At 70.1% G+C, this 24,545-nt stretch carries 18 protein-coding genes; 10 read left to right on the top strand and 8 right to left on the bottom strand.

The features are described from left to right. The first annotated feature begins 53 nt into the window (after positions 1-53). From OG707_RS38200 to OG707_RS42485, 3 genes are all read left to right on the top strand, one after another. Positions 54-596 (top strand): inositol oxygenase family protein, encoded by a 543-nt coding sequence (locus OG707_RS38200; RefSeq protein WP_329126468.1) that lies wholly within the window; start codon positions 54-56, stop codon positions 594-596. Positions 597-621: 25 nt separating this feature from the next. Then, positions 622-1,482 carry an SDR family oxidoreductase gene (locus tag OG707_RS38195; protein ID WP_329126467.1) on the top strand — a complete coding sequence of 287 codons (861 nt, stop codon included), beginning with the start codon at positions 622-624 and terminating at the stop codon, positions 1,480-1,482. A gap of 66 nt (positions 1,483-1,548) precedes the next feature. Then, entirely contained in the window at positions 1,549-1,809 is a 261-nt protein-coding gene (locus tag OG707_RS42485) for a hypothetical protein (RefSeq protein WP_443071447.1), read from the top strand. Positions 1,810-1,897: 88 nt separating this feature from the next. Here OG707_RS42485 and OG707_RS38185 read toward each other — a convergent pair whose 3' ends face one another. From OG707_RS38185 to OG707_RS38170, 4 genes are all read right to left on the bottom strand, one after another. Continuing rightward, entirely contained in the window at positions 1,898-3,370 is a 1,473-nt protein-coding gene (locus tag OG707_RS38185; protein ID WP_329126466.1) for an SDR family NAD(P)-dependent oxidoreductase, read from the bottom strand. Between the two features lie 126 nt (positions 3,371-3,496). Then, positions 3,497-5,836, bottom strand: a complete 2,340-nt coding sequence (locus OG707_RS38180) for a GH92 family glycosyl hydrolase (protein ID WP_329126465.1) — start codon at positions 5,834-5,836, stop codon at positions 3,497-3,499. Positions 5,837-5,865: 29 nt separating this feature from the next. Continuing rightward, positions 5,866-8,997 (bottom strand): discoidin domain-containing protein, encoded by a 3,132-nt coding sequence (locus tag OG707_RS38175; RefSeq protein WP_329126464.1) that lies wholly within the window; start codon positions 8,995-8,997, stop codon positions 5,866-5,868. A gap of 142 nt (positions 8,998-9,139) precedes the next feature. Next, the gene (locus OG707_RS38170) at positions 9,140-11,737 is read right to left on the bottom strand and encodes a PA14 domain-containing protein (protein WP_329126463.1); all 2,598 of its coding nucleotides are present in this window, start codon (positions 11,735-11,737) and stop codon (positions 9,140-9,142) included. Between the two features lie 132 nt (positions 11,738-11,869). Between OG707_RS38170 and OG707_RS38165 the strand changes: the two genes are divergently transcribed. From OG707_RS38165 to OG707_RS38145, 5 genes are all read left to right on the top strand, one after another. Next, on the top strand, positions 11,870-12,883 hold the full coding sequence (locus tag OG707_RS38165) for a LacI family DNA-binding transcriptional regulator (protein WP_329126462.1): 1,014 nt from the start codon (positions 11,870-11,872) through the stop codon (positions 12,881-12,883). 144 nt (positions 12,884-13,027) lie between these two features. Continuing rightward, positions 13,028-14,125 carry an ABC transporter substrate-binding protein gene (locus OG707_RS38160; RefSeq protein ID WP_329126461.1) on the top strand — a complete coding sequence of 366 codons (1,098 nt, stop codon included), beginning with the start codon at positions 13,028-13,030 and terminating at the stop codon, positions 14,123-14,125. A 2-nt stretch (positions 14,126-14,127) separates the two neighbouring features. Next, positions 14,128-15,639, top strand: a complete 1,512-nt coding sequence (locus OG707_RS38155; RefSeq protein ID WP_329126460.1) for a sugar ABC transporter ATP-binding protein — start codon at positions 14,128-14,130, stop codon at positions 15,637-15,639. Beyond that, positions 15,632-16,594, top strand: coding sequence for an ABC transporter permease (locus OG707_RS38150; RefSeq protein WP_329126459.1), 963 nt, complete (start codon positions 15,632-15,634; stop codon positions 16,592-16,594). The genes OG707_RS38155 and OG707_RS38150 overlap by 8 nt, the downstream gene beginning before the upstream one ends. Beyond that, entirely contained in the window at positions 16,522-17,610 is a 1,089-nt protein-coding gene (locus OG707_RS38145; RefSeq protein WP_443071446.1) for an ABC transporter permease, read from the top strand. Before OG707_RS38150 ends, OG707_RS38145 begins: the two co-directional genes overlap by 73 nt. Here the strand turns inward: OG707_RS38145 and glgC are convergent. After that, the gene (gene glgC, locus OG707_RS38140; RefSeq protein ID WP_329126457.1) at positions 17,605-18,822 is read right to left on the bottom strand and encodes a glucose-1-phosphate adenylyltransferase; all 1,218 of its coding nucleotides are present in this window, start codon (positions 18,820-18,822) and stop codon (positions 17,605-17,607) included. The two genes, OG707_RS38145 and glgC, sit on opposite strands and share 6 nt — an antisense overlap. A 29-nt stretch (positions 18,823-18,851) precedes the next feature. Beyond that, a complete protein-coding gene (gene glgA, locus OG707_RS38135; RefSeq protein WP_329128194.1) occupies positions 18,852-20,018 on the bottom strand; it encodes a glycogen synthase in 1,167 nt (388 codons plus the stop codon). A gap of 161 nt (positions 20,019-20,179) precedes the next feature. Between glgA and OG707_RS38130 the strand changes: the two genes are divergently transcribed. Both OG707_RS38130 and OG707_RS38125 read left to right on the top strand, forming a co-directional pair. Beyond that, positions 20,180-20,854 carry a carbonic anhydrase gene (locus tag OG707_RS38130; RefSeq protein WP_329126456.1) on the top strand — a complete coding sequence of 225 codons (675 nt, stop codon included), beginning with the start codon at positions 20,180-20,182 and terminating at the stop codon, positions 20,852-20,854. 117 nt (positions 20,855-20,971) lie between these two features. Next, on the top strand, positions 20,972-21,916 hold the full coding sequence (locus OG707_RS38125; protein ID WP_329126455.1) for a DMT family transporter: 945 nt from the start codon (positions 20,972-20,974) through the stop codon (positions 21,914-21,916). Here OG707_RS38125 and OG707_RS38120 read toward each other — a convergent pair. Further along, the gene (locus tag OG707_RS38120) at positions 21,886-23,091 is read right to left on the bottom strand and encodes a transglycosylase family protein (protein WP_329126454.1); all 1,206 of its coding nucleotides are present in this window, start codon (positions 23,089-23,091) and stop codon (positions 21,886-21,888) included. The genes OG707_RS38125 and OG707_RS38120 overlap by 31 nt on opposite strands. A gap of 106 nt (positions 23,092-23,197) precedes the next feature. Next, on the bottom strand, positions 23,198-24,526 hold the full coding sequence (locus OG707_RS38115; protein ID WP_329126453.1) for an ROK family transcriptional regulator: 1,329 nt from the start codon (positions 24,524-24,526) through the stop codon (positions 23,198-23,200). Between the last annotated feature and the right edge of the window lie 19 nt (positions 24,527-24,545).

Here is a 24,545-nt window from a genome sequence, read left to right as displayed (position 1 = left end):
GATGGCCCTGATCTGCTCGGCGAGGACGCCGCCACCCATGGGGAGGAGCAGAGATGTCGCCGGCCACCGTCGATGAGCTGATGGAGTTGTTGCACGCCTGCCGGAATGCCTGGGACGCCCCGGACCGCAGCGGCGACCCGGTCGATCTCTACGACCACGCACTGCAGACCGCGCACCTGCTGCGGCGCTCCTACCCCAGCGACAAGGAGCTGCAGGTCGCGGGCCTCGTCCACGATCTGGGGCATCTGCTCTCCCCCGGCGACGACGCGGGCCACGCGGACCGGGCCGCGGATGCGGTGCGCGGGCTGCTCGGGGCGCGGGTGGCCGGGCTCGTACGGCTGCATGTGCCCGCGAAGCGCTATCTGGCGACGGTGGAGCCGGGGCGGGCACTGTCCCCGCAGAGTGCGCTGACGATGGGCGTGCAGGGCGGGGTGATGACATCCGAGGAGGTCGCCGCCTTCGAGCGGGATCCGCTGTGCGAGGCGGCGGTGACGCTGCGGCAGGCAGACGACGCGGGGAAGGTCGTGGGGCTGGACGCCGGGATCATGGAGGACTGGCGGCCCGTACTGGAACTCGTTGCCTCACAAGCTTCCTGACGGTCCGTCATGAGATTGTGAGGGGATGGACACTCAGATACTCGACGGCAGGACGGCCCTCGTCACCGGCGCCTCGCGCGGCATAGGGCTGGCCATCGCGCAGGCGCTCACGGCGGCCGGGGCGCAGGTCTGCGTCACCGCGCGCGATCCTGACGGAGTGGCTGCTGCCGTACGGGAGTTGACCGCCGCCGGAGCGCGGGCGGTGGGCTGCGCGGGCACGGTCGCCGATCCGGGGCACCTCGCGGACTGCGTCGACCTGGCGGTGCGGGAGTTCGGCCGGGTGGACGTCCTGGTCAACAACGCGGCCACCAATGCCCCGTTCGGCCCGCTCATGGACGCCGACCCGGATGTCTGGCGCGAGGCGTTCACGGTGAACGTGGAGGCGGCGCTGCGGCTGACGCAGCTCGTGTGGCGGGCCGGAATGCGTGAGCACGGCGGGGCGGTGGTCAACATCTGCACCGAGGGCACGCACGGCGTGGGGCCGCAGGTCGGTGCGTACGGGACGAGCAAGACGGCCCTCCTGCGCCTCACCCAGCAGCTCGCGGGGGAACTCGCCCCTGCGGTACGGGTGAACTCCGTCTCGCCCGGCCTGGTGCGCACCGAGATGGCGCGCTTCGTGTGGGAAGCGGAGGAGAAGCGGATCGCCGAGGGCCTGCCGATGGGGCGGATCGGGGAGCCGGAGGACGTGGCGCGTGCGGTGCTGTGGCTGGTCTCCGACGAGGCCCGCTGGGTGACGGGAACCGACCTGCTGGTGGACGGCGGGACCAGGGTGCGGGCGGCGAGCTCGGGACCGTACGCCGTGCACGAGGCGTTGCGCGGCGCGAAGACGACCAGCCTCAGCACGACGAACCGGCCGACGCCGGCGAGCGCCGACGCGGAGAGATAGACCGCCTGCTCGCACAGGGCGCCGGGGTCGGGCCGGAGTGCGTGCAGGAGGAGCATCGAGCCGCTGGTGACCACGTATGCCGCTGCGACCGTGGAGCCGCACCGGAGGTGGTGGCGCCAGCCGCCGCGCCGGGAGCCGAAGGTGAAGCGGCCGTGCAGCTCGGTGGCCAGGACCGTCGAGGCGACGGTGATGACGGCATTGGCGACGATCCACGGCATCACCAGCGCCAGACCGGCGACGGCGGCGCTGGAGGCGACGCCGACCCCGCCACCACAGAGCACGAAGCGCGCGAAAGAGGCGAACGGCCCCGGACCGGAGGGCAGTTGACGTGCGGAACGAACGACTGGCTGCGTCATGGCCACAACCATACGGTTGTTTATGACGCTTGTATAGGTCGTTCGTCTAAGACGCCCGTCTACCACTTCCCGGGCGCGTAGTCCTTCAGGAAGATGCCGTACAGGTCCTCGCCCGCCTCGCCGCGCACCACCGGGTCGTAGACGCGGGCGGCGCCGTCGATCAGGTCGAGCGGGGCGTGGAAACCCTCGTCGGCGAGGCGCAGCTTGTCGTAGTGCGGGCGCTCGTCGGTGATCCAGCCGGTGTCGACCGACGTCATCAGGATGCCGTCGGCCTCGAACATCTCCTGGGCGCTGGTTCGCGTCACCATGTTCATGGCCGCCTTCGCGGCGTTGGTGTTCGGGTGGCCCGCGCCCTTGTAGCCGCGTCCGAAGACGCCCTCCATCGCCGAGACGTTCACGACGTACGCGCGCCCGCTCGACGCCTGCTTCGCGGCCGCCGCCATCAGCGGGCGCAGCGCGCTGATCAGGATGAACGGCGAGGTGTAGTTGCAGAGCTGCGTCTCGAGGAGCTCGACAGGGGAGATCTGGTCGATCGTCTGCACCCAGGTGTTGGTGTCGACGACGTCCGGGACCAGCCCGCCCGCGTCGATGGCGCTGCCGTCGCGGTGGCGCGCGATGCTGGCGTTGCCCGCGACCAGGGCCAGGTCGGCGACCTTCTGCGCGTCCAGGCCGCTGACGCCCAGGGGCAGTGCGGCCAGGCCGTCGACCGCTCCGGAGTTGAAGGCGCCGATGACGTGGTGGGTGGGCAGCTCGCCGGCCGGCAGCGGGGCGCTCTCGCCCTCGACCAGGGCGGCGTATGCGGACGGCAGCCGCCGTACGGTCTGCGTCGCGTTGTTGATCAGGATGTCCAGCGGCCCGCGCTCGGCGACCTGCTCGGCCAGGGCGACGGACTGGGCCGGGTCGCGCAGGTCGATGCCGACGACCTCGAGGCGGTGCATCCAGTCCGCGGAGTCGTCCATCGCCTTGAAGCGGCGGATGGCGTCCTTGGGGAAGCGGGTCGTGATCGTCGTGTGGGCACCGTCACGCAGCAGGCGCAGGGCGATGTACATGCCGATCTTGGCGCGGCCGCCGGTGAGCAGGGCGTGCTTGCCGGTGAGGTCGGTGCGGGCGTCGCGGCGGGAGCGGTTCAGGGCGGCGCAGTCCTGGCAGAGCTGGTGGTAGAACGCGTCGACCTCGACGTAGCGCGTCTTGCACGTGTAGCAGGAGCGGGGGCGCTGGAGGATCCCGGCGATCTCGCCCTGCACGGACGACGACGGGAGGAGGCCTTGCGTCTCGTCGTCGATGCGCTCGGCGGAGCCGGTCGCGGTGGCCTCGGTCACCGCCTTGTCGTGGGCGGTCTTGGCGGCCCTGCGGTCCTGGCGGCGGCGCTGCTTCACGGTGCGGTAGATGCCGGCGGTGGCACGGCGTACGGCGATCGCGTCGGGGTGGTCGACGTCGATCTTGTCGAGTTCGTCGAGCACACTCAGGCAGAGAGCCAGCCGCTCAGGATCGATGCCGGGGCCGAAGTCCTGGCTGTCCTCTGTCACCGTCATCGTGCGTCCTCTGTCGTTCGTGCCGCATGCCGCTGCAGGCCCAAAACCTCGATTTTACGGAGTGGTACGGCCATACACCAAAACGCCCGCGCCCCTCAGCAGGGACGCGGGCGTTTCGGCCGGGGATCAGCCGATGGCGGGCGGGGCCGCCGAGGCGTCCGTACCCCAGTCCGAGGGCTTGGCGCCCACGGTGAAGGAGAGGGAGCGGCCGGAGCGGATCTCGTCCGTCGTGAGGTACGTCTTGGCGTGCGCCTTGCCGTCCAGGCTGGCCGACTGGATGTACCGGTCGCTGTCCGTGCTGCCCGGCGCGGTGATCGTGAGCTTGCCGTGCGGGTAGTAGCGGCGGTCCAGCTTCAGGTCGACGCGGTCGAAGACCGGGGTCGACAGGCCCCAGGTGTCGGTGCCCGGCTGGACCGGGAAGACGCCGATGGAGGAGAGGACGTTCCAGGCGGACATGGTGCCCAGGTCGTCATTGCCCGTCATACCGGTGGGCGCGTCCGTGAAGAGCGTCAGCGCGGCGTGCACCACGTCGGTCGTCTTCCAGGGCTGGCCGGTGGAGAGGTAGGTGTACGGGGCGATGAGGTCGGGCTCGTTCTGCGGGTTGTACTTGTCGGCGTTGTAGTACGCGTACGGGCCGTTCACCCAGACCTCGCGCGCCGTCTTGGCGGGGTCGGCCAGGAGCTTGTCGTACGCGAAGAACGAGTCGAGGCGCTGGTTGGCCGCGTCCTTGCCGCCGATCAGCGAGACCATGCCGGGCAGGTCCTGCGGGACCAGCCACTGGTACTGCCAGGACGTGCCCTCGTGGAAGCCCTCGCTCTGGGCCGGGTCGGCGGGTCCGGTGAAGGCGCCGGCCGCGTCACGGGCGCGGAAGAAGCCGGTGGAAGGGTCGAAAATCGTGCGGTAGTTCTGGGCGCGGGCCGCGTAGCGCGCCGCGTCGGCCTTGTGGCCGAGGTCGCCCGCCATCTGGCCGAGCATGGCGTCGGAGAGGGCGTACTCCAGGGTCGCGGAGGCGCCGTGGTCGAAGTCCGAGTCGCCGGGCTTCACATGGGCGCGGTCCTTGATGTAGGGCGCGTAACCGTCCTTGAGGTACTGGATGTTGGCCTCACGGCCGACGGCCGGGGAGTCGGCGGGCGGGACGCCGTCGGCGTTCTTCTTGAGCGCCTTGTACGCCTCCTCCTCGTACCCCTTGAGCAGCCCCTGCTGGTAGGCGTTGGTGAGGAACGGGGTGACCGGGTCGCCGGTCATGATGTTCGTCTCGACCGTGCCGTAGCCCCACTTGGGCAGCCAGCCGCTCTCCTCGTCGATCTTGATGACGGAGATCGCCATGTCGCGTGCCTCGCGCGGGGCGAGGAGCGAGAGGAGCTGGGTCTGGGTGCGGTAGGTGTCCCAGAGCGACCAGTTCTGGTAGTACGCGAAGCCCTTGGCGCGGTGGATCTTCTGGTCCCAGCCGGTGTAGCGGCCGTCCACGTCGCTGCCGATGTTGGGCGCGAGGAAGGAGCGGTAGAGGGAGGAGTAGAAGGTACGGCGCAGGGTGTCGCTGCCGCCCTGGGCCTGGACCTCGCCGAGCCGGCTCTCCCAGCTCGCCTGTGCCGCACGGTAGGTGCGGTCGAAGCTCTTGCCGCCCTCGGCGCGGAGGTTGGCGGCGGCTCCGCGCGCGTCGACGTAGCTGACGGCCGTGGTGGCCTCGACGGTGCGGTCCTTGGTGGTGTCGAAGCGCACCCAGGCGCCGTTGCCGCCGGTGCCGGTGGAGGCCTTGGTGCCCTCGGTGACCTTGCCGTCCTTCCACGTGCCCGACGTGGTGAAGGGGCGGTCGAAGTGGGTGACCGTGTAGAGCGTGTACGGCTTGGTGTCCTGGCAGAAGCCGCTGCCGGTGATGGCGGTGCGGATCGTACGGGAGTCGAGCACCTCGACCGTCGTGGAGACGGTCTTGTGCAGCGACTGGCCCGCGTTCAGCAGGACGTTGGCCTTGTCGGTGGCCGGGAAGGTGTAGCGCTGCACGCCCGTGCGCTGTGTCGCGGTGAGCTCGGCGGTGATGCCGGAGTTGAGCTCGGCCTTGTAGTAGCCGGGGCTTGCCTTCTCCGTGTCGTGGCTGAAGGTCGCCGCGTACTTGGCGTTGTCGGTCTCCGTGATGTCGCCGGTGGTGGGCAGGGTCGGCAGGTCGCCGCCGAGCCCGCAGCCGACGCCGGAGATGTGGATGCTGGAGAAGCCGCGGATCTGGTTCTGGGCGTGGTCGTAACCGGTGTTGTGGCCGGTGTCCGGGGAGAGCTGGACCATCCCGAAGGGCACGGCGGCGCCCGGGTAGGTGTTGCCCTCGTTCTCCGTACCGATGAACGGGTTGACCAGATCGGTCAGTTGCCCGCCGCTGTGCCCGGTGGCCTGGGCCGTGGGTGCGGCGAGGACTCCGCCGAGGAGCGCGACGGCGGCGACAGCCGTCGCCGTGCCGCGCAGCCGTTGGGTCCACTGCATGGGTGAAGACCTCCTGAGGGTCGTTGGCATCAGATCAGGCTGAGGGAGACGACGCGGGCGTCGCCGTGCCGCCAGTCCGGGACGGCGAGCGCCACATAGCGCGCGCTGCCGGAGGTGGTCAGCGTGGAGCGGCGCGAGAGGGCGCCTGCCGGTGTGTAGGTGACACCGTCGGTGCTGAACTCCACCTGGGCGGACGGGGTGCGGCCTCCGGTCCACCGCACGCGCACCCCGCTCACCGCGCGCACCGCGCCCAGGTCGACGACCATGCGGCCGCCGGGTCCTGGGGTCCAGGAGGTGCGGGTGTCGCCGTCGACGGCGGCCGCGGGGTCGGACATGCCGGGCGGGAGCGGTGCGGTGGGGAAGGTGGTGCGGCCCAGTGCGGCGTCGGTGAGGGGGTGGGGTGTCACTCCGGTCAGCCGTACGTCCTGGGTGCGGCCGGAGCGCAGCGAGACGTGCGCCGTGCGTCCGTTGGGGGCGGTGACGTTGAGACGGCAGGCGGGGCCCGTGAGCCGTACGGTGCTCGCGTCGGTGACTTCGGCGCGGATTCCGGCGGGCAGGCGGCGGCCATCCGCCGCGCGCAGGGTGAGCCGGGGCGGGAGCAGGACGGCCTGTGCGGCGTCGGTGGCCGCGTGGAACTCGGTGCCGGTCGCGGTGACGGTCTGCTCGCCCTCGTAGAGCCGTACCGCTCGGGTGTCCTGCGCGATGGCCACGGTGGTGGCGACCGGCCGGTCGGAGAGGTTGAAGAGGCTCAGGTGGTTCTCGGCGGTGCTCGCGCGCAGGGCGGCGTTGCCGCTGGTGGGGGCGGTACGCGCGGCTGCGGCCCGGGTCCGGGAGGCGTCCGCCGAGGGGTAGCCCTCGACGAGCAGGGCTGCGGCCGGTCCGTCGGCCAGGACGACGGTGTCGTCGTAGACGGCGATCGGGTGCGCGTCGCCGCGTACGACGAGGCCCGCCCTGCCGTCCACGGAGATCCAGCCGCCGGTGCTGGATAGTTGAGGGGTCGGGTAGCGCACGAGGTCGGTCCAGGTCTGCCCGTCGGCCGAGCCCTGGACGGCGTACGCCTTTCCGGCCGCGGACTCCCAGCGCAGGGTGACCCGGTCGAACGCGTGCGGTGCGCCGAGGTCCAGCGTGAGCGAGCTGTCGGCCCGGGGGCGGTCGGCGCGGGAGACCGCCCAGCGGGTGACGGGGTCGCCGTCGACGGAGAGGCGGGCCTCCTTGCCGGTGTCGGCTGAGGAGGCGGTCGCGGTGGCGGTGCGCGCGAGGTCGGTGCCGTCCGCGCCGTCGCGGACCTCGAAGGCGTAGAGGGAGTAGCCGTAGGTCGGGGCAGGGGTGATGCCGAGCATCCGTACGTAACGGAACTCGGCGCGCTCCAGGGCGAGTTCGTCGGTCCGCGCTCCGCCGGGGGCGGTGCCGCCCGCGTCCTTCGCCCGTACGGTCGTGGTGCCTTCGGCGGTGGTGTAGGTACGGGACCCGGTCAGCCCGGCGATGCCTGGCATGGTGAGGTTGCGGACCTCGATGTGGCCCTCCCCCGCGCCGGTGCCCGAGGTCGCGTAGACGACCGCGCCCGAGGGCAGGGTCGTGAACCCGGCGAAGCCGGTGGCGAGCGCCAGCATGCTCGCGCTGCCGTCGAAGCCGTCGCGCAGTGCGCTGTAGGTGGCGGTGGAGCGGGTGGTGACCTTGCCGGTGGAGGCGGGCAGGAACATCGGGGTGTGGCCGCTGAGGGCGAACAGCCAGTCGTCGTGCGCGGGCTGCCAGGCGAATTTCACGAAGCCGGGCTTGGTGACGGTGGCCGCCCAGGCGCCGGGCGACTGATGGGCGAGGATGCCGGGTCCGGTGCCGAAGTCCTTTGCACCACTGGCCCGTTCGAAGAGTTCCGCTGCGGTGAAGGGCTTCACCGGGGAGCCCTGGCGGGACCGCCACTCGTGGAGCAGATAGCTGATGGCGATCTCGGCGCGGGCCTCCGGCTCGTACTTGGGCTCGCCGGAGAACTTCGCCATGCGGTGGACCGGCGGGTACGCCTGGTAGGCCTCGAGCCGTTCCGCGAGGGCGACTTCCGCGCCGGCCGCCGACCGGTCACCGAGCACCTGCGCGAGGAAGGCGAGGGGGATGACGTCGCGGCCGTAGAGGTGCTCACGGTCCTCGACCATGGGCATCAGCGGCTCGCCCGCGTCGCTCATCATCATCAGGAGGGTGTCCCAGAGCGGTCCCGCGTTCGGCTGCGAGGTGAGGATCTCGGGGAGCGGGCGGCCCGCGGTGATGAAGTGCGCGGAGTTGCGGCCCGAGGTGCGCCAGAGCTCTTCCTGATAGTGCGGGCCGAAGGACATGTGGTTCTCGACGATGAACGTGTCGTAGAGGTTCTGAGCGGTGTTGTCGCTGATCGGGACGCCGTCCACCCGCGCCGGGTTGGCGAGGTCGGCGGCCGGGAGACCGGCTTCGTTGCGGCTCCATCGCCCGAACGTGGCGTGCCAGTCGCCCTGTTCGGGGTGGTCGGGGGCCCAGGCGATGCCGGGGGCGAGGGACTGGGCGTAGACGCCCATCTCCTCCAGCTTGGTGTCGCCCTGGAATCCGCCGGTGGCGCCGTGCGGGGTCCAGCCGCCGGAGGCCGGGTCGTCGGCGGTGCCGAGCGAGGTGGTGAACCGCGCCTGCTCGATCGCGATGGTCTCGACGTAACCCTGGGTGATGGTGTCGAGCTGGTCCCAGAGCAGCCGGGCGGCGAGAACGAAGTACGACTGGAAGGTCGTGTCGAAGAAGAGCTTCTTGCCCCATTCCGTACCGCCGTTGAGGCGGTTGGACGCAGCGAAGTGCTGGAGCGTGACCAGCGTGCGGGTGCGCAGGGTCTCCTTCTCGACTCCGGCGGCCTCAGCGTCGTAGGTCCCCCGGGTGAGGAGCAGCGCGTTGCCGAGGACGACCGCGAAGCCGAAGTCGGTCGCGGTGTAGTGGCCGGCCGCCGCGTCCCACTGCGTCTCGGACCAGCGGGTGTGGTCGAGGAGGACGCGGTAGTACGTGGCCGCGACGTCGTCGGGGGCCGACGCGCTGTCCGCAGCCGTACGGTCGGCCGCAGAGGCGGTTCCGGCAACGGCTGCGGGGGCCGCCACGAGGGCGGCGGAGAGGCCGAGGAGCTGGGCGAACCGGCGCCGGCTCAGCTCGGACGAGTGGTGCGACACGCTGGGTCGTTCCCTTCGACTGCGATCTAGACAACGTTGTCAGAATCGCGATCATTGTTGATTCCTGTCGCGCCCCCGTCAAGGGTTGTGGCAGGAGCATTCCGGCCCGCCCGGGGAGGGGCGGGCCGGAATGCCGCACGGGTCAGGCCGCCGGGCACCCCGCCGGGGACGCCTGCGACGCGTCACGGATCAGGGCGGTCTGGGCCGCCTTCAGACGCTGGACATCGGGCTTGACGATCTTCCTGTCGTAGGTCATCAGCCCGTTCAACTCGCCCTCCACATCGGAGATCTGGGTGTAGACGGCGCCGTTGTCGCCCTTGCAGACCAGGGCGCGGACCTCGGCGAGCCGGGCGAGGTAGTCGTCGGTGTACGCCGAGGGATCGACGTCGACGTAACTCTGCTGCACGGCCCAGGCGTGTCCGGGCACCGCGAGTCCGAGACCGCCGTACTCACCGCTGACCAGGGCCCGCTTGCCGTCCGCCTGATGGATCGCCGGGCTGGGATAGCCGTGTTCGTCGGCGATGTCACCGGTGCCGCCGTCGGCCCCCAGGTTGAGGCCCGACATGCTGTTGACCAGCCGGGTCGGGTCCCACGCCTTGGCCTGGTCGGCGATGCGGGCCTCGTCGTACTGCCCCCAGCCCTCGTTGAAGGTCACCCACATGACCACCGACGGGTGGCTGGAGTGCTGGTCGATCATCTGCTTCATCTCGTGCTCGTACTCGGTACGGGCAGCCGGCGAAGGGTTGACCCCGGCGGCCATGGCAGGCATGTCCTGCCAGACCATCAGACCCAGCTTGTCCGCCCAGTAGAACCAGCGGTCGGGCTCGACCTTGATGTGCTTGCGCACCGAGTTGAAGCCCATGGCCTTGTGCATCTTCAGGTCGTACGCGAGCGCCTCGTCGGTCGGCGCCGTGTGGAGACCGTCCGGCCAGAACCCCTGGTCGAGGGTGGCCATCAGGAAGGTCGGCTTGCCGTTGAGCAGAGTGCGCGGCGTGCCGTTGACCTTCTCGACGGAGACAGACCGCATCCCGAAGTAGCTGCCCACCCGGTCGGATCCGACGGTGACCTTCAGCTGGTAGAGGTGCGGATCGTCGGGTGACCACAGATGCGGGTTCGGCACGGGCAGGCTCAGCGCACTACCGGTGCGTCCGGTGACCGTGGAGACCTTGCGCTTGCCGTCGTACGCGGTCGCCGTGACCGGGACACCGTCGCGCACTCCGCGCACCTCGACGGCGAGCTTCTTGCCCGGGACGTCAGGGGTGAGCTTGAGGTCGGAGGCGTGGTCGGAGGCGACCGGCTCCATCCAGACGGTCTGCCAGATGCCCGAACTCGGTGTGTACCAGATGCCGCTGGGGTCGAGGCGCTGCTTGCCCATCGGCGGGTTCTCGCCGTTGGCCGCGTCGGTCGGGTCATAGACGCCGACAATCAGCTCCTGGGTGCGGCCCGGCTTGAGCGCGTCGGTGATGTCGGCGCTGAACTTGTCGTAGCCGCCCTTGTGTTCGGCCACCTTGGTGCCGTTGACGTACACCTCGGACTGCCAGTCGACCGCGCCGAAGTTGAGCTGGAGGCGCTTGCCGTCGCCGACCTTCCAGCCCTGGGGGACGGTGAAGGTCCTGCGGTACCACATGCGGTCCTCGTGCCGTTCGATGCCGGAGAGCTGGGACTCCACGGGGTACGGGACGAGGATCTTCTCGGCGAGCTGCTTGCCGACCGGAGGCTGCTCCCCCGCCGTGGCGGCCGCGAACTGCCAGGAGCCGTTGAGGTTCTGCCAGTTGTCGCGGGTGAGCTGGGGTCGCGGGTACTCGGGCAGGGCGTTCTTCGGACCGACCTCGTCGGCCCACTTGGTCTTCAGCTCGTAGCGGGAGTGGTTGGGCCCGCTGGACCAGAAGGCTCCGACCGCCTTGCCGCTCTCGCCGGTCAGGCCGCCGTTGCCGTCGTAGCGGATGTCGGCGAGACCGTTGGCGTTGCCGGCCTTGTTGCCGACGACCGGCTCCTTGAGCGCGACGGTGAGGCTGCGGAGGTCCTTGGGGTCGGCCTTGATCGCGCCCAGCGGCCAGGTCGCGCCGCCGATGACCGCGTTCAGGTGCGACGCCAGATCTGCGGGGATCGCGGCGAGCTTCTGGGCGAAGTCGAGCTTGAGCGTACGGCCGTCGGCCTGGACGGTGGAGGCGATGGCTCCGTCGTAGTCGTAGCCGTCGGGCAGCAGGAAGGCGGACTGGGGCACGGGAACCTTGGTGCCGCCGGGCTCGGTCCACCTCAGATGGAGGTTGGAGCCTCCGAAGTGCTCGAAGTACTCGACCTTGATGTCGTAGGCCTTGCCGGCGGTCAGCTCGACGGGCTGGGAGGTCTGTTCCTTGTCCCAGTCGTCGACCCAGTGGTCGATGACCGGCTGTCCGTCGATCCAGAGACGGAAACCGTTGTCACCGACCATGGAAAACGTTGTCAGGCCGGACTTCTCGGGGACGATTCTTCCGGTCCAGCGGATGCTCGCGTCGTCGGCCTGCCCGGTGGCCGAGGTGAGCCGGGACTCGAGGGACTGGAAGTCGATGGACGGGTCGAAGCCGGTGGCCTTGAGCTGGGCGAAGTCGAAGGCACCGGGGGCGGATTGGGTGTAGTACTCGCCCTTCAGCCCGTGCACGGCGACGGGTTCGTCGGCGGCCGACGCGGCGGGTACCGCGGACAGCCCGGCGACGCCGAGGGCGGCAGCGAGGAGTAGGGCCAGTTTGCTTCTGATGCGCACGGATCCTCCTTGGTGAGGAAGGGTGGCGGCTCGTTGCAACAGTCTGTACAACGTTGGAAGGAACGGCAGTTGGCATGACAGCACGACTCCGGTCCGCTGTCCAGGTGCATGACAATTGACAGGGGAGAGTCAGTGGGGGTCAGCCTCAAGGACGTCGCCGAGCACGCGGGCGTCTCGATCAAGACCGTCTCGAACGTCGTGAACAACTACCAGCACGTCACGCCGGCCATGCGCGCCAAGGTCCAGGCGGCGATCGACGAGCTCGGTTACGTACCGAACCTGACCGCCCGCCACCTGCGAAAAGGCCGCACCGGCATCCTCGCGCTCGCCGTCCCCGAGCTCGGCAACCCCTACTTCGCGGAGCTGGCCGGCGCCGTCGTCGACGCGGCCGCCGAGCACGACTACACCGTGCTGCTCGACCACACCCGGGGCGAGCGGGCCCGCGAGATCCTGGTGAGCCAGGGCTTCCGGGCCCGGGTGATCGACGGGCTGATTCTCAGCCCGATCGAGCTGGAGGCGGAGGATCTGCGCAGCCGCGACCACGACGCACCGCTGGTGCTGCTCGGCGAGCGGGAGTACGACCTGCCCTTCGACCACATCGCCATCGACAACGTGGCCGCCTCCCGGCTCGCCGTACGGCACCTGATCGGCCTCGGCCGCACCCGGATCGCCTTCCTCGGCGCACGCACCGACCGGAGCAACCGCCCGGCCCATCTGCGCCTGCACGGCTGGCGCGAGGAGCTGACGGCTGCCGGGCTGCCCGCGCCGGACAGCCTCGTGGCTCCGACCAGCGGCTGGGACCGTGGGGACGGGGCGGAGGCGATGGCGCGGCTGCTGGAGTCGGGGCAGCGGCCCGACGCGGTGTTCGCGTACAACGACCTGGTCGCGATCGGTGCGATGCGGGTGCTCTCGGAGCGGGGGCTGCGGGTGCCGTGGGACGTGGCGGTGGTGGGTTTCGACGACATCGCCGAGGGGCGGTTCGGGGCGGTGACGCTCACCACGATCTCGCCCGACAAGCAGTCGATCGCGCGTCTCGCCGTCGAGTCCGTACTGCGCCGCCTGGAGGCCCCGGGACCGCTCGGCGGACGTGAACTGGCCGCCGAATTCAGGCTGGTGGAACGGGAGAGCACGCTGGGGCGACGCTGACCCCCGGCCCGTCCCAACCCTGACGCGGGGGGTTTACAGCGCTCTTCCAACGATGTAAAAAGTGCCCCGGAACGCCGAGTTGACTCATCTTGAGCCCGTCTCCCGTGCGCCTCAGCCACGGGTCAGTGCAGATCTGGGGACGCCATGAAGCCGACCGCTCTTCGTCGACGCACCACCACCAGGACCCTCGTGGCCACCGGCCTCGCCGCCAGTCTCGCGCTGGCGGCGGGGTGCGCCAAGTCCGAGGACTCCGGCTCCAAGACTCCGACCGCATCGGACACCGCCGATGCGGGCCAGAAGGTCGCCACGCCCACCGCAGGCGATGCGAAGACCTGCACCATCGACCAGTTCGGCGGCTCCAAGATCGACCTCAAGGGAGCCACGATCGGCTTCTCGCAGTCCGAGAAGGAGGCCAACCCCTTCCGGATCGCCGAGACCGCGTCGATCAAGGCCGAAGCGCAGAAGCGCGGCCTGAAGTTGCTCACCGCCAACGCCCAGTCGCAGTTCTCCAAGCAGATCAGCGACGTCCAGGACCTGATGGCCAAGGGTGCGAACCTGCTGGTCATCGCCCCGCTCAACTCCGACGGCTGGGGGCCGGTGTTCAGCAGCGCCGCTGCCAAGCACATCCCGATCATCACGATCGACCGCAAGATCAACGCCACTGCCTGCAAGGACTACGTGAGCTTCATCGGCTCGGACTTCATCTCGCAGGGCAAGCGCGCGGCGGACCAGATGATCACGGCCACCGGCGGCAAGGGCGAGATAGCCATCCTGCTGGGCGCCGCGGGCAACAACGTCACCACCGAGCGCACCAAGGGATTCAAGGACGAGATCGCCGCGAAGGCCCCGGGCCTGAAGGTCGTCTTCGAGCAGACCGGTGAATTCGCCCGCGAGAAGGGCCAGTCGGTCACCGAGCAGCTCATCCAGTCCAAGCCCGGCATCACCGGGATCTACGCCGAGAACGACGAGATGGGACTCGGCGCGGTCAACGCCCTCAAGGGCGCGGGCAAGAAGGCCGGCGCCGTCAAGATCGTGACGGTGGACGGCACCCGCAACGCCGTCCAGGGGATCGTGGACGGCTGGATCAGCGGCGTCGTCGAGTCCAACCCGCGGTTCGGTCCGCTGGCCTTCCAGACCCTCGACGACTTCACCAAGGGCCAGAAGGTCTCCCAGAACATCGTGATCCAGGACTCCGAGTACTCGAAGGACAACGCCAAGAGCGACCTGGGCAAGGCGTTCTGACCGTGCTCTCCGTCTCCGGCCTGACCAAGGTCTTCCCCGGCGCCCGCGCCCTCGACGGGGTCGACTTCACCGCCGAGCCCGGTGAGGTCCACGCCCTGATCGGGGAGAACGGCGCCGGGAAGTCCACCCTCATCAAGGTGCTGACCGGCGTCTACCGCCCGGACGAGGGCGAAGTGACGTACCAGGGCGAGCCGGTGCGCTTCGCCACCCCGCTCGACGCCCAGCACGCGGGAATCTCCACCATCTACCAGGAGGTGAACCTGGTCCCGCTGATGAGCGTGGCCCGCAACCTCTTCCTGGGCCGCGAACCGCGCGGCAGGTTCGGCCTCATCGACTTCCGCCGGATGCACCGCGAGGCGGACGAGGCGCTGCGCGCGCTGGGTGTACGGGTCGATGTGCGCAGGCCGCTGCGTTCGCTGGGCATCGGGGCGCAGCAGATGGTGGCGCTCGCCCGCGCGGTGTCGGTCGACGCCCGCGTCGTCATCATGGACGAGCCGACCTCGTCCCTGGAACCGCGCGAGGTGCAGACCCTGTTCGGGGTGATCCGGATGCTGCGCGGGCGCGGCATCGCGGTGATCTTCGTCAGTCACCGGCTGGACGAGCTGTACGAGATCTGCGACGCGGTGACCGTGCTGCGCGACGGCAAGGTCGTGCACACGGGCCGCATCAAGGGCCTCGACCGGCTGAAGCTGGTCTCGCTGATGCTCGGCCGGGAGATGAGCGAGGTACGGAGCGAGGGGCTCACCAAGTTCACCGGGGACCACGACACGGGCGACGAACCCGTACTGCAGGCAACAGGATTGACGGTACGTCACACACTGCACGACGTGTCGCTGACGGTCCGTCCCGGCGAGGTGGTCGGACTCGGCGGGCTCCTCGGTTCGGGGCGCAGCGAGACCGCCAAGGCGATCGCGGGAGCGCTGCCGCCCGACGCGGGCAGGGTGTCCGTCTCGGGTGTCGCGGTCCGTACCGGCTCCACCCCCGCGGCGATCAGGGCCGGCATCAGCCTGCTCCCCGAGGACCGCAAGGCCGAGGGCATTGTTCCGGGGCTTTCGGTACGCGAGAACATCGCGCTGGCCGCGCTGCCCGGACTCTCCCGCTTCGGACTCGTGGACGAGAAACGCATCGACCGGATCGTGGAGACCTTCATGAAACGCCTCCGCATCAAGGCGTCGGGCCCGCACCAGAAAGTGGGTGAACTCTCCGGCGGAAACCAGCAGAAGGTCCTGCTGGCCCGCTGGCTGGCGATGCAGCCCAAGGTACTGCTGCTCGACGAGCCGACCCGGGGCATCGACGTCGGGGCGAAGGCCGAGGTGCAGAGCCTCATCGACGAACTCGCCGAGGACGGCCTGGGCGTACTGCTGATCTCCTCCGACCCCGAGGAACTGATCGAGGGATCGGACCGCGTGGTCGTACTCAAGGACGGAGCCGTGGTGGCCGAACTCACCGGCGACGGTGTCACCGAGGACGCGCTGCTCCGGGCGATCGCCACGCAGGGAGGACACGATGACTGAACTGGCACTGCGTCGCGAATCGCTCGACAGGCAAAGGCTGCTGACGCTCCTTCAGGAGTACGGCGTGTACGTGGGCGTGGCCGTCCTCATCCTCGCCAACATCGCGTTCACTCCGCTCTTCCTGTCCACCGAGAACTTCCGCACCCAGGCCGTCCAGGTCGCCCCGGTCATCATCGTGGCGCTCGGCATGGCGCTGGCCATCGGCAGCGAGGGGGTCGACCTCTCGGTCGGCTCCGTGATGGCGCTCTCCACCTCCCTGCTCTCCCTCTATCTGGGGTACGGGGTGTGGGTCGCGCTGATCGTGGCCGTGATCGGCGGCGCCGTGGTCGGCGTGGCCAACGGGGCCCTGATCGCCTTCATCGGCGTGCAGCCCATCGTGGCCACGCTGGCGCTGATGGTCGCGGGCCGGGGCATCGCCCAAGTACTGCTGCCCCAGCTCAAGGACATCCGGGACCCGTCCATGGCCTCGCTCGGTTCGGGGGCGCTGCTCGGGATCCCGTATCTGGTGCTGATCGCGGCGGCGCTCGCCCTGGCCGTGGCCTTCACCGTCCGCCGTACGACCTTCGGACGGCAGTTGCTGGCCATCGGCGACAGCAGGCCGGCCGCCCAGCTCGCGGGGCTTCCCGTGCGCCGGGTGCTGATCCTGGTGTACGTCGTCTCCGGTGTACTGGCGGCCCTGGCGGGTGTCCTGGCTTCGGCACGCCTCACGGCGAGCGACCCGACGTCTCTGGGCACGCTCATGGAACTCTCGGCGATCACCGCTGTGGTCGTCGGCGGCACACCACTGAGCGGCGGCCGGATCCGCATCGGCGGAACGGTGGCGGGCGCCGTCCTCATCCAGCTGCTCACCGCCACACTCATCAAGCACAATGTGCCGACCTCATGGACGCAGATCGCCCAGGCCGTGGTGATCGTGCTCGCTGTGTACGTCGCACGGGAACGAGGGAAGCGGTGACCGCCGTGCAGACCGTGGAGGCCGAGAAGCCCGCCGCAGACGAGGAGCCGATCGGCTCCGGCCGGACCGAGCGGCTCAGTGCGCTCGCACAGCAGCACGGGGCGCTGGTCACGCTCGTCGTGGCGGTGATCGTCGCCTCGCTCTCCTTCGGCTCCTTCCCGACCACCACCAACTTCTCCAACATGGCGCTCTCTTCGGCCTTCCCGGCCGTCATCGCGCTCGGCATGACCTTCGTCATCATCACCGGCGGCATCGATCTCTCGGTCGGCTCGCTCTTCGCCCTCGGCGGTGTGCTGGCCGCCTGGGGTTCGCAGTACGGGACAGCCGTGGCACTCCTGCTGCCGCTGGCCGTCTGCGGACTGATCGGCCTGGTCAACGGGTTGCTGATCTCCCGGGCGCGGCTCGCGCCGTTCATCGTGACGCTGGCCTCGCTCCTCGCCGCGCGCGGCATCCTGCTCGCGATCACCGACGAGGGCGCGACCACCTACCTGGTCGACAAGGACTCCGTCTTCGCCCGCATCGGCCAGGACAAGCTCCTGGGCATCGGCGTTCCGGTCTGGATCACCGTCGTGCTCTTCGTGCTCGGCGCGGTGGTGCTGCGGCGGACCCGCTTCGGCCAGTACGTGTACGCGGTCGGCGGCAACGAGGACGCGGCGGCGCTGATGGGCGCCCCCGTCGCCCGTACGAAAACCTCCGTCTACACACTGTCCGGGCTCTGCGCCGGACTGGCCGGCGCGCTCAACGCCGCCTGGCTGATGTCCGGTGTCACGATCCTCGGCACAGGCATGGAACTGGACGCGATCTCGGCCGTGGTGATCGGCGGCACCCTGCTGTCGGGGGGCTTCGGCTTCATCAGCGGCTCGCTCGTCGGCGTACTCCTCCTGAAGGTCATCCAGAACGTCATCAACCAGATCGGCTCGCTCGACTCGGCCTACCAGCAGGTCGTCAGCGGCGCCTTCCTGGCCGTCGTCGTCATCGCCCAGACGTGGCTGGGCCGCAGGCGCCGGATGCTATGACACCGGCTGGCCCTTGCCGAGCGCGATGACACCGTTCTTGGAGACGGTGTAGAGCTCCTCGTCCCGTTCGGGGTTGACGCCTATCGTCGCCCCGGGCGGGACGTCGACGTTCTTGTCGAGGATCGCGTTCCGTACGACCGCGCCTCTGCCGACGCGCACCCCGTGGTGCAGTACGGAGCCCTGCACGACGGCGCCCTGCTCGACGACGACGCCGGGCGAGAGCACGGATCCCGTGACCTGGCCGCGAATGACGCAGCCCGCGCTGACGATCGACTCGCCCGCGATGCCGCCGGAGACGAAGCGCGCCGGGGCCTGCGGTCCCGCGTGGGTGTACATGGGCCAGCGGCGGTTGTAGAGGCTGAACAGCGGCTGCTCCGAGATGAGGTCCATATGGGCCTCGTAGTAGCTGTCGAGGGAGCCGACGTCACGCCAGTAGCCGTGCTCGCGCGGGGTCTCCCCCGGCACGTGGTTGTCGTCGAAGTCGTAGACCTGCGCCACACCGCGCTCGGTGAGCATCGGCAGGATGGAACCGCCCATGTCGTGGACGGAGTTCTCGTCCTCGGAGTCCTGGTGAAGGGCGTCGACCAGGACCTTGGTGGAGAAGAGGTAGTTGCCCATGGAGGCGAACACCTGGTCGCGGTTTCCGGGGAGCCCCGGCGGATCAACGGGCTTCTCCAGGAAACGTTCCACGCGCATGCCGTCCGACGCTGGGGTGATGATGCCGAAGGACGATGCCTCGGCGCGCGGGACCTTGATGCCGGCGACCGTGACGCCCGCGCCGCTCTCGATGTGGCGCTCCAGCATCTGCCGGGCGTCCATGCGGTAGACATGGTCGGCGCCGAACACCGCGATGTAATCGGGCTGTTCGTCGTGGACGAGGTTGAGGGACTGCAGGATCGCGTCCGCGCTCCCCAGATACCAGCGCGGGCCGAGCCGCTGCTGGGCCGGGACCGGGGTGACGTAGTTGCCCAGCAGGCTGGACATCCGCCAGGTGGTGGTGACATGCCGGTCCAGTGAGTGCGACTTGTACTGGGTCAGCACACAGATCCGCAGGATGTCGGCGTTGACGAGGTTCGACAGGACGAAGTCGACGAGCCGGTAGGTCCCGCCGAACGTCACCGCGGGCTTCGCCCGGTCCGCGGTGAGCGGTAACAGCCGCTTGCCCTCTCCTCCCGCCAGTACGATCCCGAGCACCGAAGGTCCACCCCGCATGGCCGCTCCCCCTGCTAGGACTTGCCCTGCTACGACTGCGACTTGACGATCTCCTCGTACACCTCGAGCGTGCGCCGCGCGACCATGTCCCAGCCGAACTCACGCACCGCCCGCTCACGCCCCGCGTCGCCCATCCGCTGCGCCGCCGAACGGTCGGCGAGTACCCCGTTGAGCGCGTCGGCAAGCCCCGCCTCGAAGGCCTCCGGGTCGTCGCCTCCGTACGGTACGAGCACACCGGTGCGCCCGTCGGCGACGACCTCGGGGATGCCGCCGACCGCCGAGGCGACGACGGCGGTGCCGCAGGCCATCGCCTCCAGATTGACGATGCCCAGCGGCTCGTACACCGAGGGGCAGACGAACACCGCTGCCCTGCTGAGGAGTTGGATGACATCGGGGCGCGGCAGCATGTCGGAGATCCAGTGGACTCCGTCGCGGGTGCGGCCCAGTTCGTCGACGAGCGTACGGAACTCCCGCTCGATCTCCGGGGTGTCGGGAGCCCCGGCACAGAGCACCAGCTGCGCCGCCGGATCGAGGCGGTGCGCGGCGCGCAGGAGGTGCGGGACGCCCTTCTGGCGGGTGATGCGGCCGACGAAGAGGACGAAGGGGCGGTCGGGGTCGATGCCGACGCGGTGCAGTACGTCGACGCCGGGGGCCGGCCGGTACAGGCGGGTGTCGATGCCGTTGTGGACGACGCGCACCCTGGCCGGGTCGAGCTGCGGATAGCAGCCGAGGATGTCGGTGCGCATCCCGTGGGAGACGGCGATGACCGCGTCGGCGGACTCGATGGCGGTGCGCTCCGCCCAGCCGGACAGCGCGTAGCCGCCTCCCAGTTGTTCGGCCTTCCAGGGGCGCAGGGGCTCCAGGGAGTGGGCCGTCATCACATGGGGGACGCCGTAGAGCAGCTTGGCGAGGTGGCCGGCGAGGTTGGCGTACCAGGTGTGGGAGTGGACCAGTTCGCGCCCTTCGAGCGCGGCCGCGATGGAGAGGTCCACGGAGAAGGTGCGCAGCGCGTCGTTGGCTCCTTCGAGGCCCTCGCAGGGCCGGTGGCGCACCAGTCCGTCGGATGCGCCGTCGCCCCAGGAGTGGACTTCGAGGTCGGTGAGGGCGCGCAGTTCGCGGGCGAGGAACTCGACATGGACGCCGGCCCCGCCGTAGACGTCCGGCGGGTACTCGCGGGTCAGCAGCCCCACTTTCACGCCTGTCCCCCTGACGTCGCCCGTGACCGACCGTCCTTTGATGGTCACGTACTTGAGGCCGTGGGGGAAGAGCACGGCAGGGCACGGTCCCTTTTCGCCCGAAGGTGGGGTTTAGGTGGAGATTCGGCATGTCTGTGACGCGTGAACCGTTCCCTGATCGGGTGAGATCCCGCACCCGCAGATCGTTTCTCGCCCTGACCGCCGCCGCCTCCGCACCCGTTCCCGCAGCGCTCCCCGCGCATGCGGCCCCGGCCGCCGACCACCCCTCGTCCGCAGCCCGGGCCCTGGCCAGACTGCGTGCCGGAAACCGCCGGTACGCCGCGCTCCGCGCCCGCCATCCCCGTCAGGACGAGGAGCGGCGCCGTACGGTGGCCCTCTCCCAGCGCCCCTTCGCCGTTGTCCTCGGCTGCATCGACTCCCGCGTCCCGCCGGAACTGGTCTTCGACGTCGGCCTCGGCGATCTCCTCTGCGTACGCACCGCGGGCCCCTCCCTCGACGAAGCCGCCCTCGGCTCACTGCAGTTCGGGGTGGAGGAACTGGGGGTGCGCCTGGTGGTGGTGCTGGGGCACGAGCGGTGCGGCGCGATCTCCGCGACGGTGGAGCTCGCACGGACCGGCACCACGGTCCCCGGCCATCTGGCGCGCGTGGTCGACGAGATCGCCCCTGCGGTCTGTTCGGCGCGAGCGGCGGGCGGGGACTGGGTGGAGAACGCGGTGCGCGCCCATGTGGCCCGGGTCGGCCGCACGCTGGCCGGAGATCCGGCCTTCTCGCAGGCCGCGGTGGTCGGAGCCCGCTTCGACCTCGACACGGGGAGGATCTCGTTCTCCCCCTTCTGACCCCGAACACGTCCGGGAGGACGACTTCAGGAGTACGGCCCTACTACTAGAGCAGTACGACCGATTGCCTGCTCAGGTACGACGACTTCTCCACCGGGACGGGACATCGTGGACACCATGAGTGCCCTTGCGTTGTCCGTGCTTCTCTCGCTGGTCTCCGCTGTCGCCTACGCGGCAGCGGCGATCATGCAGGAGCGCGTCGCCGCGTCCGCACCGAGCAGTCAGTACGCACCGCTGCGCCGCGGCGTCTGGTGGGGCGCGATCGCACTGAGCGGTCTCGGTGCGGCGCTGCATGTCGCGGCTCTGGCGTACGGTCCGCTGAGCCTGGTGCAGCCGCTCGGTGCGCTGACGATCGTCTTCGCGCTGCCGATGGCCTCGCTGCTGGTCGGGCGCAGGGCGGGGTCCACCGCCTGGCGCGGGGCGATCATGGCGACCGTCGGTCTCGCCGGTCTGCTCTCGCTGACGGGTTCCGCCGACTCCGACACCCTGGCGGGCGGCGACCGGGTGCTGCTGGCGCTGGTGACCACCGGCGGGGTCGTCGCGCTCTTCCTGGCGGCGCAGCGGATGCACCGTCCTGTCGTACGCAGCGTGATGCTGGCCGCGGCCGCGGGGGTCGCGTTCGGTGTCGCGTCGGTGTTCACCAAGACCGTGGCCGTGGACTTCACTTCGCACTCCCCGACCGCCGAGTGGCCGAGTCTGCTGACGATCGCGGGACTGGCCGGCGCCGGGGTGCTGCTCTCCCAGGCCTCGTACCGCGGCGCCGGTCTCGCCGCACCGCTGGCGACCGTCACGGTGGTCAACCCCGTGCTCGCGGCGGCGATCGGGCTGACCCTCTTCGGGGAGCACTTCCGGTACGGGACCACCGGCACGCTGCTGGCCCTGGGCTGTGGGGTCGTCGCGGCGGGCGGGCTGATCCTGCTCACCACGGAGCGTCTGCACACGGCGCCGAGCCGCAAGGTCGCCGAGTCGGCGCCCGCGATCCCCGCGCAGCGCGGGCCGTCCGAGGACAGGACCGAGACCGGCGGGAGCGGTCAGACGGTGACTCCGCCCGCCCTGAGGTAGGCCAGCGGGTCGATGTCGCTGCCGTAGCCGGGCCCGGTCCGCACCTCGAAGTGCAGATGCGGGCCCGTGGCGTTGCCGGTCGATCCGGAGCGTGCGATCCGCTGCCCTTCGCCGACCTTCTGGCCGTCGCGGACGGTGAGCGCGGAGAGATGGGCGTACTGGCTGTACTTGCCGTCGGCGTGCCGGATGACGATCTGGTACCCGTACGAACCGGCCCAGCCCGCCGAGACCACGCGGCCCGCGGCGACGGCCTTCACCGAAGTGCCGGTGGGGACAGGGAAGTCGACCCCGGTGTGATAGCCGCTGGCCCAGGAGCTGCCGGAGCGGTGGTAGGGGGTGCTGGGGCGGGCGTCGACCGGGGCGGTGAAGCCGGTGGTTTTCGCCGCCTTGGTGACCTTGGTGACCTTCTTCTGCCCGGTGGAGGTCTTGGTGGTGTGCACGGTCTTCTTGGGCGTGGTCTCGTGCTTCTTCGGTGCTGTCTCATGCTTCTTCGGTGTGGTCTCGTGCTTCTGGGGCGCTGCCTCGTGAGCGCCGAGTCTGAGCCGCTGCCCGGGGAAGATCAGGTCCGGGTCCGCGCCGATGACCTGGCGGTTCGCCGAGTAGAGCTGGTGCCAGCCGCCCCTGACGTGCTCCGTCTCCGCGATCCGGGAGAGCGAGTCGCCGCTGGCCACGGTGTACGTCCCGTGGGCGGTCTGCGGCGTCGAAGCCGTGCGCGTGGCCGTGCGCTTCGTCTCCTGTTGCTTCGTCTCGCGTTTCGCGTCGTGCGCACTGGCGGTTCTGATCGCCGGGGCGTCGCCTCCCCGGGTCAGTCCAGCCCGTACCGAACAGACCGGCCAGGCCGTCGGGCCCTGCCCCTTGAGGACCTTCTCGCCGACGGCGATCTGCTGGTCCTTCGTCGCCAGGTCGGCGCGCGGGGCGTACGCCCCGCCGCCGTACGCCTTCCACGTCGACTGACTGAACTGGAGTCCGCCGTAGTACCCGTTGCCGGTGTTGATCTTCCAGTTGTTGGTCGACTCGCAGTTCGCGACCTTGTCCCAGACACCGACGGAGGCCGCCGACGCGGTGCCCGCCGACAGCAGCGGCAGGGCGATCCCGGCACCGCCCACCGTCACCGTCAGCGAAGCACGGTTGATACGGCTGGGCTGGTACCGGCGGTGACGACCTGATGCGGCCATGGCTCGGCTCCCCCACTCACACGTCGGGCACAGCGGACACGCGCAAGCGGCAAAAGTACGACTGTCGAAGAGACCATGACAAGAGCACGCACCAAAACGGACTGCCCTACAGCGACCGCCGTTCGACCACGACCCGGCGCCAACTCCCTTCCTGTGCACGGTCGGTGGCGTCACCGGCCGCCTCCTCCGCGTCGAGGCGGCGGTGCCGGCCGCCACGGGCGAAGAAGTCCGCGAGGGGCAGTGTCGCCGCGCCGACGGTGACGGCGTCGGGGCCGAGTGTCCCCAGGTCGATGGTGGTGCGTTCACCGGGGTGACGCAGGGCGTACTCGGTCGCGTAGCGGCGTACGGCAGGCAGCAGCCTCGGGCCCAGGAGCAGGCCGGCCCAGCCGCCGACGAGGATGCGCTCGGGGCGGAAGAGGTTGACCAGGTCGGCGAGGGCCGCACCGAGGAACTCCGCTGTCTCGTCGAGGAGTTCGAGGGCGGCCGGGTCAGGATCACCACCTTCACCGGGGTCGGCGGCAAGCAGCAGGGAGGCGAGTGCCGCCTCCTCCGTGTCCGCCGTGCCCTTCCCGCCGCCGGTCTCCAGCCAGCGTTCACGGATGGCCTCGGCCCCGACGTAGGCCTCCAGACAGCCCGGCGACCCGCAGCGGCAGCGGCGCCCGCGCACGCGCACCGTGGTGTGACCCCACTCGACGGCACGGCTGTCCGCACCTCCGTACGGGGCGCCGTCGACGACGATCGAGGCGCTGACGCCCGACCCGAACAGCACGATCACGGCGTCGCTCGCACCGCGGCCGCCGCCGAACCACATTTCGGCCTGACCCAGGGTCTTGGCCCCGTTGTCGATGAAGAACGGTACGTGCGGGGGCAGTTCGGCGGACTCGCGCAGCATCGCCTCCAGCGGTACGGCGTCCCAGCCGACGGTCTGCCCATGCACCACCACGCCGTCGGGCGAGCTGCGGTCGATGATCCCGGGCACACCGACGCCCACACCGATCAGCTGGTCGGCGGGGACGTCGGCCTCGCGCAGGACCTCGGCGACGGCGTCGCGGATGTGGCTGACGATGCGGTCGACGTCGTAACCGTGGTGCACCAGGGGACGTTCGGTGCGGCCGAGTTCGGTGAGCGCGAGATCGAAGAGCTCCACCCGGACCCGGGTCTCGCCGACGTCGATGCCGATGAGGTGGCCGCTGCCGGGGGCGACGCGCAGCAGGGTGCGCGGGCGGCCTCCGTCGGAGTCGACCACACCGGCCTCCTCCAGGAGGCCGTCCCCGGCGAGTTCCGCAACAACATTGCTGATGGAACCCGAACTCAGGCCGGTGGCGGAGCCCAACTCCTGCCGGCTGAGCGGACCTTCGAAATACAACCGTTGCAATACCTCTGCGCGGTTGCCTCGTCGCAGGTCACGCACGGTCCGTCTGTTCTGCTCAGCCATGTGGCTCCTTCCCAAGAGG

Source organism: Streptomyces sp. NBC_01465, from assembly GCF_036227325.1.
Taxonomy (GTDB): Bacteria; Actinomycetota; Actinomycetes; order Streptomycetales; family Streptomycetaceae; genus Streptomyces.
The sequence above is the reverse complement of the archived record's forward strand: the minus strand, read 5'-3'. Positions and strand labels throughout refer to the sequence as shown.

Coding starts and splice junctions, on each gene's coding strand:
- OG707_RS38200 (WP_329126468.1), top strand. CDS start 54: ATGTCGCCGGCCACCGTCGATGAGCTGATGGAGTTGTTGCACGCCTGC.
- OG707_RS38185 (WP_329126466.1), bottom strand. CDS start 3,370: ATGACGGTGACAGAGGACAGCCAGGACTTCGGCCCCGGCATCGATCCT.
- OG707_RS38160 (WP_329126461.1), top strand. CDS start 13,028: ATGAAGCCGACCGCTCTTCGTCGACGCACCACCACCAGGACCCTCGTG.
- OG707_RS38145 (WP_443071446.1), top strand. CDS start 16,522: ATGGACGCAGATCGCCCAGGCCGTGGTGATCGTGCTCGCTGTGTACGT.
- OG707_RS38120 (WP_329126454.1), bottom strand. CDS start 23,091: ATGGCCGCATCAGGTCGTCACCGCCGGTACCAGCCCAGCCGTATCAAC.
- glgC (WP_329126457.1), bottom strand. CDS start 18,822: ATGCGGGGTGGACCTTCGGTGCTCGGGATCGTACTGGCGGGAGGAGAG.
- OG707_RS38195 (WP_329126467.1), top strand. CDS start 622: ATGGACACTCAGATACTCGACGGCAGGACGGCCCTCGTCACCGGCGCC.
- OG707_RS38125 (WP_329126455.1), top strand. CDS start 20,972: ATGAGTGCCCTTGCGTTGTCCGTGCTTCTCTCGCTGGTCTCCGCTGTC.
- OG707_RS38115 (WP_329126453.1), bottom strand. CDS start 24,526: ATGGCTGAGCAGAACAGACGGACCGTGCGTGACCTGCGACGAGGCAAC.
- OG707_RS38150 (WP_329126459.1), top strand. CDS start 15,632: ATGACTGAACTGGCACTGCGTCGCGAATCGCTCGACAGGCAAAGGCTG.
- OG707_RS38180 (WP_329126465.1), bottom strand. CDS start 5,836: ATGCAGTGGACCCAACGGCTGCGCGGCACGGCGACGGCTGTCGCCGCC.